Annotated in this window: 11 protein-coding genes; 6 read left to right on the top strand and 5 right to left on the bottom strand. The window is 49.0% G+C overall.

What is annotated here, in order from left to right:
- Positions 1–2: 2 nt before the first annotated feature.
- Together GWK09_RS12790 and GWK09_RS12795 are read right to left on the bottom strand one after the other, a co-directional pair.
- The gene (locus tag GWK09_RS12790) at positions 3–2,552 is read right to left on the bottom strand and encodes an ABC transporter permease (RefSeq protein WP_317174529.1); all 2,550 of its coding nucleotides are present in this window, start codon (positions 2,550–2,552) and stop codon (positions 3–5) included.
- A complete protein-coding gene (locus GWK09_RS12795; protein ID WP_163693855.1) occupies positions 2,552–3,238 on the bottom strand; it encodes an ABC transporter ATP-binding protein in 687 nt (228 codons plus the stop codon). Before GWK09_RS12795 ends, GWK09_RS12790 begins: the two co-directional genes overlap by 1 nt.
- A gap of 56 nt (positions 3,239–3,294) precedes the next feature.
- Between GWK09_RS12795 and GWK09_RS12800 the strand changes: the two genes are divergently transcribed.
- Positions 3,295–4,005 carry an arylesterase gene (locus GWK09_RS12800; protein WP_204260450.1) on the top strand — a complete coding sequence of 237 codons (711 nt, stop codon included), beginning with the start codon at positions 3,295–3,297 and terminating at the stop codon, positions 4,003–4,005.
- Between the two features lie 53 nt (positions 4,006–4,058).
- Here the strand turns inward: GWK09_RS12800 and GWK09_RS12805 are convergent, their stop codons facing one another.
- Positions 4,059–5,120, bottom strand: a complete 1,062-nt coding sequence (locus GWK09_RS12805; RefSeq protein ID WP_163693856.1) for a hypothetical protein — start codon at positions 5,118–5,120, stop codon at positions 4,059–4,061.
- 94 nt (positions 5,121–5,214) lie between these two features.
- Between GWK09_RS12805 and GWK09_RS12810 the strand changes: the two genes are divergently transcribed.
- The 4 genes from GWK09_RS12810 to GWK09_RS12825 all read left to right on the top strand — a co-directional run bounded on the left by GWK09_RS12810 (position 5,215) and on the right by GWK09_RS12825 (position 10,616).
- Positions 5,215–5,904, top strand: a complete 690-nt coding sequence (locus tag GWK09_RS12810; protein ID WP_204260451.1) for a bestrophin family ion channel — start codon at positions 5,215–5,217, stop codon at positions 5,902–5,904.
- Between the two features lie 454 nt (positions 5,905–6,358).
- Complete coding sequence (locus GWK09_RS12815) at positions 6,359–8,014, top strand: hypothetical protein (RefSeq protein ID WP_163693857.1); 1,656 nt, start codon at positions 6,359–6,361, stop codon at positions 8,012–8,014.
- Positions 8,015–8,052: 38 nt separating this feature from the next.
- Positions 8,053–9,186: a DUF819 family protein gene (locus GWK09_RS12820; RefSeq protein ID WP_239530933.1), complete on the top strand. Its 1,134-nt coding sequence runs from the start codon at positions 8,053–8,055 to the stop codon at positions 9,184–9,186.
- Between the two features lie 173 nt (positions 9,187–9,359).
- Positions 9,360–10,616 carry an MFS transporter gene (locus GWK09_RS12825; protein WP_163693858.1) on the top strand — a complete coding sequence of 419 codons (1,257 nt, stop codon included), beginning with the start codon at positions 9,360–9,362 and terminating at the stop codon, positions 10,614–10,616.
- A 27-nt stretch (positions 10,617–10,643) separates the two neighbouring features.
- Here GWK09_RS12825 and GWK09_RS12830 read toward each other — a convergent pair whose 3' ends face one another.
- A complete protein-coding gene (locus GWK09_RS12830; RefSeq protein ID WP_163693859.1) occupies positions 10,644–11,051 on the bottom strand; it encodes a DUF2721 domain-containing protein in 408 nt (135 codons plus the stop codon).
- Between the two features lie 150 nt (positions 11,052–11,201).
- On the opposite strand from GWK09_RS12830, the gene GWK09_RS12835 reads away from it, so the two are divergent.
- Positions 11,202–12,428, top strand: a complete 1,227-nt coding sequence (locus GWK09_RS12835; RefSeq protein ID WP_163693860.1) for an aminotransferase class V-fold PLP-dependent enzyme — start codon at positions 11,202–11,204, stop codon at positions 12,426–12,428.
- Positions 12,429–12,459: 31 nt separating this feature from the next.
- Here the strand turns inward: GWK09_RS12835 and GWK09_RS12840 are convergent, their stop codons facing one another.
- A complete protein-coding gene (locus GWK09_RS12840; RefSeq protein WP_239530934.1) occupies positions 12,460–13,761 on the bottom strand; it encodes a serine hydrolase domain-containing protein in 1,302 nt (433 codons plus the stop codon).
- Positions 13,762–13,824: the final 63 nt, after the last annotated feature.

Below are 13,824 nucleotides of genomic sequence, written 5' to 3' on the forward strand. Positions count from 1 at the left end.
AATTAACGGCTCTCCGACCTCAGGATCTCCAGGGGTGGAGTATTCAACACGGATCGGCTATTGAGCAACCCTATGCAGACCACTATAAGTGTAAGGATGGGCAACAGGATCAAAAAAGGCTCGGTAGAAGGCACAAAGGGCTCCTCGAACACAAACCTGGCCAAAAAGAAACTTCCCACCAGCGACAGCAAGATCCCTGTGAGGCTCCCAAGGATCCCAAGGAAGGCGTATTCATAAAATGAGATCCTGAGCAATTGGGCATTCTTGGCACCAAGGGTCCGCAACAGCACGCTTTCACGTATGCGTTGATACTTACTGGTACGCACGGCACCGACCAGGACCACAATACCCGTAAGTATACTCAGAAGGGCCATGAAACGAATGACCAGGCCGATCTTGTTGAGAATTCCCTCGAGCAAACTGAGGATCTGTCTGAGATCGATAATGGAAACATTGGGATACAGGCTCACCAGTTGCCGCTGTAATACGGCCGATGACTGGTCTCCCACTGTGCGGGTAGACACCACATGGAATTTAGGGGCATCTTCCAGTACCCCATTGGGGAAAAGTACTGAAAAGTTCAACTGCACCCTGCCCCAGTCTACTTCTCGTATGCTGGCGATCTCTGTTGCAATCATTACTCCCTGGACGTTGAAGGTCACTCTATCCCCTACTTCCACCCTGGCATCGGAAGCGAAATTTTCTGCCACCGAGATGGGGACCAGTTCCTTATCTTCTGCGTTTCCGACCCATGCACCCGAAAGGACCGATTCGCTCGGGATTAAGCTGTCCCGGTAAGTGACCCTGAATTCATGGTTGAGCACCCACCGGCCGATGTTGGAAGTGGTATCGTTCCTGATCTCATTTACTGCCCTTCCATTGATCTCCTCCACACGCATGGTCACTATAGGAACATTGCTCAGAACCGGGACCTGATTTTCCCGAAGGGTTTTTTTAATGGCCTCCACCTGGTCTGTCTGAACATCGAGAAGGATGATATTTGGGCTGTTCTCATCATTTCCAAGGGCCACCTTGCTCAACAGGATATCCCTGCTGAAGAAAAGCGTACTGATCAGGAACGCTCCCACACCCACGGAAAGCAAGAGTACAGAAGTTTGATTTTGAGGCCTGAAAAGATTGAGCATGCTTTGGCGCACACAGAAACCCAATTTCTCGGGAAAATATCGCTTAACGGCCCACATGAGTATCCTGGCCACCCCGTAAAGAAGGGCGAAGGAAACGCCAAGCCCAAGTATAAAGAAAAAGGCATACTGCCAATTGCCCAGGATCTGCAATGCGAGCAAGACCAAAAATAAAAAGATCAAACCCAGAACAACTGCCTGGGCCTTACCCGTGTGGGCATCGTTCTCGGGTTGTACCCTCAGCACCGAAAGGGGGGAGACATACCAGGTCCGCAGAAGGGGAAGCAAAGCAAAGAACACAGACATGAGAACCCCAAGTAACAATCCCAGAATGATCGCCGGATAGGAAATAGAAACGGAAACTTTTACGGGCAGGTACTCCTCCAGAAGTGCCGGGGCGGCCATTTGCAGGCTTATTCCGGCCAGTGTCCCTATTATCCCTCCCACGGCCCCAAGGCCGGCTACCTGGATCAGGAAGATCTTAAAGGTCTGGCTACGCGAGGCACCCATGCATTTCAGGACGGCGATCGACCTCAGTTTACCCCGGATATAGACATGCACAGCACTGCCGATGCCCACACAACCTAGCAAAAGAGCGATAAAGGCGACGATATTGAGAAATTTCCCAAAATTATTGTACCTCCTCCCCAATCTCCGGCTTTCGTCCAGGTGGGTATCCAGGTCGGCCCCCTCTGCATCGAGACGGGGATCAATCGCTTCGTAAAGCGCTTCAAGATCCTGACCCTGATCTGCCACAAAATAGTATTTGTATTCCACCCTGCTCCCCCTCTGTACCAAACCGGTTTGGGTGATCTGCTCATAAGGAATAAATACAGCCGGAGCCACACTGCTGCTGAGGGCTGATCTTCCGGGAACTGCCTTGAGAGCCCCAGCTATGGGCAGGGTGATGTTGCCTACTTTTAGGCTATCTCCGGGTTTGAGATCCTGTTGAAGCATGACCGTGGCATCAACCAACGCTGCCCCCCTGTCCAGGTAGGACGAGGAAGCATCGGCTGGCTCTGTTTCGAATTCCCCGTAAAATGGAAACCCCTTCTCCGTTCCCACTACCTGGACCAGTTTGCTGTTGCCACTCTTGGGGAATACCACCATGGACGCAAAATTGATCTCACGACTGTCCGGTCCTCCCAGGGAATCCATGATCCGTATGACCTCTTCATTGGCCGGCTGATTGCTATCGATCACGTAATCCGCACCCATAAGGGCTCTGGATTGCAGGTCGATACTTTCAGTGAGGTTGTTGCCAAAAGACTGAATGGCCACGAGGGCAGCGATCCCTATGATAATAGAAGACATGAAGAGGAAAAGCTTCCCTGCATTTGAACGCAGGTCGCGCCAGGCCATCAGAAATAACCAGGAAATACCTGATTTGGAAGATTCGAAGTCGCTCACTAAACCATTACTTTTTCATCCATAAGGATCTTTCCTCCCTTTAGCCTGAGAATTCTCTGGGTCTTTCTCGCAAGGTCCATGTCATGTGTTATGATGACCAGGGTGGTACCCGCCTCCTTGTTCAGATCGAAGAGTAGCTCGATGATCCTCTGTCCCGTCTCTTCGTCGAGTTCTCCCGTGGGCTCATCCGCAAAGAGGATTTCGGGCGTATTTGAAAAGGCGCGTGCCAGGGCTACCCTTTGCTGCTCCCCACCGGATAACTGAGAGGGATAATGATGGATCCGTTCTCCCAGACCTACTTTGTTTAACAGGGTCTTCGCCTGGATTGAGGCATTCTTGGCACCCTGCAATTCAAGGGGGACTGCAACATTCTCAAGGGCTGTAAGGGTAGGCAGGAGCTGGAAGTCCTGGAATATGAATCCCACCTTTCGGTTTCTCAAAAGGGCCCGCTCGTCTTCGTCCAAGGTATCGATCTCCACCCCACAGAGCTCAATATGTCCCGAATCAGGCCGGTCGAGTCCGGCGCAAAGGCCCAGCAAAGTAGTTTTTCCGCTCCCCGACGGACCCACGATGGCGAAGGTTTCACCGGCTTCCAGGGAAAAGGAAATATCATCGAGAACGGTTAACGAGCCTGATCCGCTGTTATAAGTTTTCCTGAGTTGACTGACGTTTAATATCTTTGACACTTCCAATAGGTATATTTCTCTTAATCAGGCGGGAAATTATAAAAATGATTCCGAATATGACCTTCAGATATTTGCCTTCCGTGTTAAAGTTTTGTTATCTGATGGGCCTTTGCCTGCTGATCTCCTGCGGTGAATCCGGAAAACGGACATCGGTGGATCCAGGTACGGACACCCAGGACATATCTTCGGAAGAATCGAAACCCGTAAACACCCCGGGCAAGAAGACCATTGTCTTTTTTGGAAACAGCCTGACTGCCGGAATGGGTCTGGAGCCCGAAGAGTCCTTTCCAGCCCGCGTACAGGAAAAGATTGATTCCCTCGATATGGATTACAAAGTAGTGAATGCGGGGATCAGTGGGGAAACCACTGCAGGTGGGGAAAGCAGGATCAGCTGGTTGATGAGGGACAGGGTGGATATCTTTGTTCTGGAACTAGGTGCCAACGACGGCTTAAGAGGGATCCCCCTGTCAGAGACACGGGAAAATTTGCAAGCTATCATAGACACGGTTAAAAACCATTACCCTGACGTAAAGATCGTCCTGGCAGGGATGCAGATTCCTCCCAATATGGGTCCTGAATACACGGCTGAATTCCGAGAGATCTTTCCGGATCTGGCCAGGGCAAACCAGGCATATCTCATTCCCTTTCTTCTCGAAGATGTTGCCGGAATTCCTGAATTAAATCAGGCTGACGGTATTCATCCTACGGTTGAGGGACAGAGAAAAGTGGCACAGAATGTCTGGGAAATACTAAAGCCTATATTGTGATCAACACATTGTAATAGAATGTGTTAGTGTTCCTTACTTAATCCCTTAAATTATCACTTGGTCCTCGCCATCCTGACGATCTGACTCGCGAACTGATTGTCGTTTTCCAGGACGGTATAGAAGTCGCCTATAAACTTTCGTGCGATCTCGAACTCCTTTTCATTGTCAAATTCTGACTTGAGTCCGTCTATGACCCCGAAGATCTCGGGCTTTAAATCCAGGTATTGCCTGCGGACGGTCTGGAACACAGCCTCGTCCCGGACAAACCCCCGGTACATCCTGTCTGTTACACTTTCTATGCTCAATACCTCCCCTCCTACCTGGGAAACTACGGCATAGCTGGCATCCACCAGTCCGGACATGTCAAAATCATAAGGCAGTGGGACCGTCTTGTAGTCTTCTGTAAACAGGAGTTTCTGGTTATGCTGGTAGGCCGTTGAAAAATCCGTATTGCCTATCATATACTGGAATAAATCATTCTGTACAGAAGTGATGTCGTCCTGCTCCAGCGGATGAACGACCCGGTTCATTTTTCGCGCACGGGTCCTCTCAGCCACATTGTCTATGTCCTCGATGATAAAACCCTTCACCTGGTGTACTTTGTTCTTATTCCCTTTAAATTCAATGAATTCTATATCGGCCATCCGTGTCTTAAAGTGAAAAGGGGAGATCACTTCGTATATCTTATAGGCCATGTATTCCTTCACGATATTGTCAAGGGTGTTGGTAGACTGCACGCAGGGCATAACCAGTTTTAGCTCTTTGTTCCCCTTGAAGAGGGTGCCCTTCGCTTCGGATTTCTTGATCTTAACTTTCAGGGGAGGAAAATAGCAGTGAGTCCTGCGATAATTTCCCCTGGCCCGGATCCTGACGTCCAGGGAATCCCAGTTTCCTTCATCTTTGAAATGGAGCTTAGTGAAAAGATAAGTACTGTCATTGGTCTCCTTTTTCATTTCCTTGTTGGAAAACGCCAGCCTGATAGGCAGGGTTTCCTGTTCGAGGAATAATCTGCTGGTCTCTTTTACCTCAACTGTATCTTCAGCAGCCTGGGAGATCAAACAGGCGGGATAAAGAAACAGGATGTACAGGATAAAAAGTAATGTTTGGTTATTCACAACTTTGTGGTTAGCTTTAACATGTTAATATACTAAATTTCCGACCATTAAACTATACCTGTCCATAATTAACCAACGGACCCTGATCGCACTGATGATATCGGTGCTGACCGTGGTGCTGTGTTTTCAGCTGAACATCAGGTTTCACATAGACCTCACCCTCTTGAGTATTGCCATAGTTTTCCCACTGGTATTTACCATCAGGGGGTCTTTTAGAAGAAGGGAAAAAGCCCTTGAGCACCTCAGTCAGTTCAGAAGCGCTCTGAAGACCATGTATTATTTTGCCAATGCATCCACCAATCTTTCCCCGGAAGAGAAGAAGGAAATCTCGGATATCCTCAAGGAGATCAGTGACAGTTCTATGGAGCATTTGAAGAACAATATAGAGACCACCGAGTATCTGGACCCCATCATCAACAAGGTACAGACCTTTGTTGAAGCTAAGGGTGAAGTGATGTCGGGGCGACTCAAAGACAGGATGTTCAGGTTTATGAACGATCTGCACGAATCCCTGGAAAACCTGCATGCCATCAATACACACAGGACTCCACTGAGTCTTAAGGCCTATTGCAAGATCTTTATCTACATCTTTCCTTTGCTGTATGCACCTACCATTATCCATGATATGGGAGCGGATAATCCGACCTATGTGACCTTTTTTGTGGTGCTGCTGACGGAGTTCATCCTCATATCCCTTTACAACATACAGGACCAACTCGAATTCCCCTTCGACGATTACGGCCTGGATGATATCAAGCTAGAAAGTTTCAAAATAGACCGGTAGCACAGCAAGAACAAGACTCCTCCCGTTAGGATAATGTGCACGCCTTCAGAGAATTAAGGTGCATTTCATCGGATTTTGTGTCGTACAACGGAATAATCGAACCTTTCGTGGTGTAGAATTCAGGCTTAAACCGAAAATCCTTTACTTTAAACTTTATCCAAATCTTATGAACAGAAGAACTACTCTTACCTTCCTGGTATACGCTTTTTTTACCTTTTGCTTTATTTGGGCCTTTTACATCCTCATGGCGAAGCTTTGAATGAATGATATCGGCCTGGTCCGATCTTTTTCTCCTGAATACCATTTATTTCACCCTAAAAAATCTTTTTTTGTAGGAATATTCTGTCGTTTATAACTTCCTGATAACAAATTCATTACTCTGTTCACAATTTTTTGCACTTCTTCTAGTTTTGATAGAGGTAATATATTGTACCGCTGAAGACCAAGTAAAGTCATGGGAATCACACAGCGTTCGAGTCTGCTTTGCCTGATCCTGGGTGTCTTGTTCCTGTCTGCTAGAACAAATGCTGCCCTGTTAATCAGGGAGGATCCTATTGAGGTCAGCAAAAAAGTGATCGCAGATGATCCTTCGCCATGGAATGAAGCCGAATACAGGGCTATAAGGGAAGAAATCGGCCCGATCAGGGCTCTGGGTGAAATGGAGAAGAATTACCTGCTTCTGCAGTCTCCCTGGTTAGGAACAGAATACCTTCAGGGAGTTTACGAAGAAGGGGTGAACAGCATTCCTGTGGAACAATTGCTGGACCTGCTTAACCTGGCGACCAACTCACCCGTCCAGACCAGCAGGAAACTGGCTGAGATCAGCCTGCAACAAGCCTTACTGGAGTATGAGAAAGCCTTTGCTATAGCCGCAAACCTCAAGTCGGATTCATCCGTGGCCTACGAAGACGGGATCGTATTCCTGCAAAACAGGTTCGGATATCTGAAAATGCAAACCGCTAAAAAACTGCTCAATGAGAGCGGGGAGGTTAAGAACGTCGGCGTTGATAAAAAGATCAGTAAAAAGATCACGGACCGGTTCAGGAGTCTGCGGAAAAAATACGCAGACGAGATCCCTCTTTCCAATGCCCTGGAAGAGATCAAAGCCTTCTACACCCTGCTGGAAGAAGTGGTCTCTGGCCTGGCCCTGGTTAAACCCTATACCGAATTTACCCAGACCATCACCGAATTGAACGAAGTACAGTTGCGGGAACGAAAGCATTGGCGCTCAGGCCTGGAGATCACCTACCCCAGTAAAGGCAGCGTGTGGACCATCCCCGATCCAGCATCCATACAATGGACGTCAGAAAATCTTCCGGCTGAGAAAACCATAAAATTCTACCTCCTCCGAAACAACACGGTGATCCAGGAACTGGGAACCTTTAAAAACAATTCTCTGGCTGAAGGCATAAGACTGAATACCACCCTGCCGGCGGGAAACAATTACAGGGTCATGGGTATCGAGCTTTTTCCCGCCGATAAATTCCATACGGCCAAATTTGCCTCCCCATATTTTACTATCGAAAAAAGAGATCCCAATACTCCGCCTCCCGCGGATGAAATCATCCTTGCCAAAGAAACCCAACCCGAACCTGAACCAGAAGTGACGGTAGTTGAAGAGGTTGTGGAAGTAATAGAACCTGTGGTAGAAGACGAAGTTATTAGCATGGTCCCTGAAGAGGAAATAGAAGAAGTGACAGAGGAGGTTGAAACAGCGGTTGAGGAGGAAATCACTGAAGCGGTAATGCCTGAAAAGCGAACCGATTTTGACGGCAGGACCATAACCTATGTCAAAGAACTGGAGGTCAATAGCCGGATCATACAGATCAACTTATGGGATCATGGAAGGCAGGACGGGGACATTGTCTCCATCTACCTCAACGGATACCCCATCGTCTCAAAATACAACCTCACCTACCAGAAAAAGGGCTTTGAACTTAACCTGGATCCTTCCCAGCCCAATGACCTTTTTCTCTACGCACATAACCTGGGCAGATTTCCGCCCAATACGGTCTCCATCGAGATCATTGACGGGGAGACCTCGGAGAACATCATTCTGAATTCCGATCTCTCCCAATGCGAAGCGGTCCTGATCAATGTGAAGGAATAGTTCACCCTTCGATTTACAGATTTTGATATCTTTAGGGCATGCGCTTACCTGAAGATCCTGTCTATGTCCTAGGAGTTCTCTGTTTGCTGGTAATCCTGTCTATTTATGCCGGGAAGACCCGGTTTGGGAAAAAGCTGGGGGCCGCTCTTATCGTGATCGTCCTGACAGCCATTCTTGCTAACCTGGGCTGGATCCCGAGTGCATCCAACTCCATCCCCCTCTACGACGGTATCTTTACTTACCTGGCGCCTATATCGATCTTCTACCTTCTTCTCGGGGTCAATCTGACCTCCATTAAAAAGGCCGGTGCTCCCATGATCCTCCTCTTTCTATTGGGATCTTTGGCCACTGCCTGCGGGATCCTGGCGGCCTGGTTCATCCTTTCCCCTGAACGCGTATTCGGGTCTGACGGGGATACCCTGGCCGGGATGCTGACCGGCACCTATACGGGGGGAAGCGTAAATTTCAATGCCATTGCCCTGGAGTACGACTTCCAGGAAAAAGGGTTGCTCTATGCAGGCACAATCGCCGTAGACAACGTGGTCACCACTCTATGGATTGTGATCACCCTCTCCATCCCTGCTCTTATGCGGCGATTCTGGAAGGACAAAAAACTGGCCATGAGGGAAAGCACAATGGATGCTGAAAAGAAGGATACACTTTCCATGCATTCTCTGATGTGGCTGATGTTCATTGGGGTGGCGGCCTATTTTGTATCGGAATGGATCTCTGTCCAGTTCCCGCAGATTCCATCCATCCTCACGATCTCTACGATCGGTATTCTGCTTGCTCAGGTACCTTTCGTCAATCGCCTTCCGGGGAGCCATACCCTCGGCCTCTATCTGATCTATCTCTTCCTGGCCGTCATAGGTGCCTATTGCGAACTCAGCTCGGTGGTCGACCTGCAGGAGATTGGCATCACCATCCTTCTTTTTGCCTCTCTGGCCGTGTTCATACACGGTGTCCTTATCGTACTGCTGGGAGGTTTGATCTACCGGGACTGGGACATGATCGCTATCGTGAGTCAGGCCAACATAGGCGGAGGAACCACTGCCATCGCCCTGGCCGAAACCTTCGGCAGGAATGAACTTATACTGCCCGCCATCCTGGTGGGCACCCTCGGCAATGCTCTGGGCACTTACCTCGGTTTTCTCGTGGTGTATATCCTTTGATCTTGCTCGGTACCATTCGGTCAGTTCTTCGTTGATGCTGGATTCAAAAGCAAGTCTAAGGTCCACTCTGGGTACACTAAAGATCGGATAGGTCCCGTAGTTTTGATAGATTTTGACTAACCTCCCTTTTGGCAAGATTCTATTTGAAGGAATAATGCTATCTTCCCATTTCTATGAATCCGAAAAGTCCGCCCTGGTATTTCCTGGCATTGCTTATCCTGGCTGGGGAGTCCGTTTTCATCCTGCCCTTCGTCCTGGCCCGGGTATTCCGGCCTACCGTCCTGGATACTTTTGGGCTTACCAACGTGGAACTCGGGCTGTGTTTTTCTGTTTACGGCTTTGTAGCCCTGGTCGCCTACCTGCTGGGTGGACCGATTGCCGACAAATACCCACCCCGGAAACTGATCGCCACAGCGCTCTGGGCAACGGCTCTGGGCGGACTGCTTTACGCTACCTTTCCGGCATTCGAAACCCTTCAGATCCTTTACGGTTACTGGGGCCTTACCACCATATTCCTCTTCTGGGCGCCAATGATCAAAGCCACACGGGTTTGGGGAGGCGATACTTCCCAGGGCAAGGCCTTTGGTTTTCTCGATGGAGGACGCGGGCTGGTTGGGGCACTTTTCGGCACCATGGGGGTGTATATATTCTCACTCTTTATACCATCAGAAGGCACGGTGCTTTCCCTGGAGGAAAGCAGGGAGGCATTTTCCCATGTGATCCTTATTTCTTCTGCCATCGTTGCGGTAGTCGGAATACTTGTATGGGCCTTTATGAAACTGGATCCCGAGTTGGAGCGGTCTATAAGTGTTGAGCGCATCACCCGCTCTCAGATTGGAGAAGTGTTGAAATTACCTTCTGTCTGGTTGCTAATGGTCATCATCTTATGCGCCTATGTAGGGTACAAGATTACGGATGTATTTTCCCTCTATGCACGGGATGTCATGGGGTACACCCAGGTGGAGTCGGCCGGAGTGGGTACTTTCCTGTTGTACATCCGTCCGGTGGTTGGGATTGCCATAGGGATTTTGGCCGATCGTTCCAGAACCACCCTATGGTTATTGCTGAGCTTTATCATCGCTTTCATTGGCTCACTCCTTTTTGCTACTGGGATCGTAACCGCTTCCTTCACCACCCTGTTTTTTATGTCGATCCTGATCGTGGCCACAGGAGTATACGCGGCCCGATCCCTCTATTTCTCAGTGATGAGGCTCGGTAGGATCCCCATTATCCTCACAGGAACTGCTGTGGGCCTGATCTCCCTGGTAGGCTATACCCCCGATATCTTTGCAGGACCGGCCATGGGCTACCTGCTCGATCGTTCCCCCGGCGTTGCCGGCCATCAGGATGTTTTCTGGATGCTTGCGTTGTTCTCCGCCATTGGAGGGCTGACTGCGGCTTGTTACTTCAGGCTCTACAGGAAAAGTTAAGGAAATTCGGAATAGGCTGAAAATTATTCAGCTTTGGTCCAGATGATCCTCTATGTCTTTCAGGTGAAGACCCAGGGCCCTGGTAGAGATCTGTATTTCCCGGATGAGCAATCCCAGAGAAATGATCAGGAGAACCAGTGCTATCCCAAAGATCCAGACGGCCGCCAACTGTTGTTCCACATAGATCAGGAACATGGTGAGGACGCAGAGCAACAGGCTGCTGATCCCGAATATCTGCATCCATCGGGTAAGGTTGAGACGCAATTTCAGATTCCGTATCTGTTCGATGAGGGTATCGTCCTTCTTCTGCAGGAAAATGTCGTGCAAATTGCGAATGACCGCCGCATAGGCCAGGAACCTGTTGGTATATGCCAACATGATAAGGGAAATGGCCGAGAATAAAAGGGCCGGGGTGGTCAGGGTCAGTTCTTCCATAATAAGGATAAAGGTTCGATTTTGCCTGCAAAAATAGGGCTTTCGGATCAGTAAATCGGATACAAGCCCATTGCAAGCCATAGGCTTTCAAAAATATCTCGGAATAAGTGAGAAATCTGTACCTTGGAGATCGAAGATCAAAACTACCCTATGGAACTTGATATTTCTTTCGTACGCAGTCAATTCCCTGCATTTTCCGAGCCTGGCCTTGAGGGATGGGCCTTTTTTGAAAATGCAGGTGGATCCTATCCCTGCCGCCAATTCATTGATAAATTATACGGCTTTTACCTTAAAAACAAGGTACAGCCCTATTATCCCTATCCCGCATCCATGCGTGCGGGCGAGATGATGGATGAGTCCTATGCGAGGATGGCCGCATATCTCAATGTGAGCCCCGAAGAGATCCATTTCGGACCCTCCACCACCCAAAATGTGTATGTATTGGCTCATGCCATGCGGCCCATGTGGGAAAATGGGGATGAGGTCGTAGTCTCCTGCCAGGACCACGAGGCCAATGCCGGAACTTGGCGCAGATTGAAGGAAAGGGGAATCATTGTAAAGGAATGGCATGTGGATCGTGAAACAGGGATGCTCGATGCCGGGGATCTCGACAGTTTACTCAGTGAACGCACCCGGATGGTGGCCTTTCCGCATTGTTCCAACGTCATCGGATATTTCAATCCCGTACGGGAGATCAGCAATAAGGTAAAAAAAGCAGGGGCCAACTGTGTGGTTGATGGGGTTGCTGCAGCCCCTCACGGTTTTCCGGACCTAAGCACCCTGGGTGCGGATATTTACATGTTCTCCCTTTACAAGACTTATGGCCCTCACCTGGGTCTGATGTACGTCGATCATGCCCTGATCGAAAAAATGGAGAACCAGTCACACTTTTTTAAAGAAGGAATCACAAGGAGCATGATCACGCCTGCAGGCCCAGATCATGCCCAGATTGGTGCAGTAAGTGGTATTCTGGATTACTATGACGCGGTCTACAACCGGCATTTTAAGGCACCGGCATCTCCTAATAATCGAAATACTGCACTTGCTGGCCTTTTCAGGGAACATAAACAAAAATTGTTAGACCCTTTGCTAAACTTCCTTCGTTCCAGGGAGGATGTGAAGGTCATAGGACCGGAAAGTACCGCCCATAGGGCTCCCACTGTGTCTATATTGCCTCTGAAGAAGAACCTGGACGATGTCTATGCCGGCCTTGTAAAACACCGGTTGATGCTGGGTAAAGGCGACTTCTATGCGGTTCGTCCTTTAATGGATATGGAGATCCCCCGATCACCTGGTGTGATACGCATGTCCTTTCTCCATTACAATACAAGCGAAGAAATAGAGCAATTGATCAGGGGCCTGGAAAATTCACTTTAAAATGGTAGTAAAACCAGCGAAAAGGCTTTTCCTATTCATGTAAGTAGTTGGAAGCCATTTCGACAGGTTCCTGCCGAACTACCTCGGAAATGATCTGGTAGAGTTCGGGGATAACATGGGTCGCCAACCTCGAATTGCTGTTTAGCAATACGCATATTCCGAGGTCATCCTCGGGGTAAAGTGCGATCTCATTCCTGAAATTATTTACGCTCCCTCCGTGATGCCACATCGTTTTTACCGCTTCCCCCGGGAGTTCCCTGAACTTGTGGATGCGCCAACCGTAGCCGTAATGAGAAGAAATATGTCCCCTCCAGCGCTGGTAATACTTACTTCGACCTTTAATTTCTACCACAGGGGAGAATGCAGATTCCAGTGACATTCGATCCATGATCTCCGGATTGTGTCCCAGCAGGAAACGCATCCACTTGGCCATATCCAGAGCACTTGCATTGATTCCTCCGGCCGCCAGGGCATTGTAGTAATGGTCATTCAATTTTCTGGACCTCCATCCCCTCTTCCACTTTATATGGGGCATGGCCACGTTGGTCATGGCCGACATGGTCTCGTAGTCCATCACAGCAGAACACATCCCAAGGGGGTCGAAGAACCTCTTTTTCAAAGCAGCATCTAAGTCCTCCCCTGTTGCCTTTTCCATCATTTCCCCCGAAATGGCGAACAAGGCATTCTGATAACTGTAAAGGGATCCTGGTTTACTGACAGGCTGCACCTCCCTGAATTTACCGACGATCTGCTCCATGGGAATACCGGCTTCGACGAGGTTCGTAAAACTGTGGTACGGAGCTCCAGAGGTATGGGAAAGAAGGTTGCCAAAGGTGACCTGTTCGGTATTGGTGGGAGTTCCTAAACGAAAATCCGGAAAAAACTCCTTTACCTTATCTTTCCAGCCCAATTTCCCTTCTTCTACGAGTTTGGCGGCCAGTACCCCAGTGAATCCCTTTGACAGGGAACCAAGCCGGAAGATCGTATGGGCGTCTACCTTTCGATCCGTTCCTACACTACTTTCGCCTATGCCTTCCGAAAGGAGGATAGAATCGCCCCTGACGATACTTACTGCAGCCCCCACGATGTCGCCCGTAGCCACGGCCTTTTCAAAATAGACCTGAACAGCCCTTCTAAGTTCCTCTTGCTGCCACCTGTAACGTGCCACTTCCACAGGGTCCCTAAGTTCATTCTTTGGGTAACGGATCGCGACCTCCTTTTTAGGTTCTTTGTCAGGATGGGCGTTATTGCCACTCATTACCAGTCCCGCGAGGAGGAGGAGGAATAAAATGGATCGCCATAAGGCCCTTGAAGGAAGCATAGTAGGTTTCATTGTCAAGATCTGAAATACCGTCTTAAACGGTTAATAGGTAAATAACCGCATTTTGACGTAAAT

It is taken from the genome of Muriicola jejuensis (assembly GCF_010671595.1).
GTDB classification, from domain to species: Bacteria; Bacteroidota; Bacteroidia; order Flavobacteriales; family Flavobacteriaceae; genus Muriicola; species Muriicola jejuensis.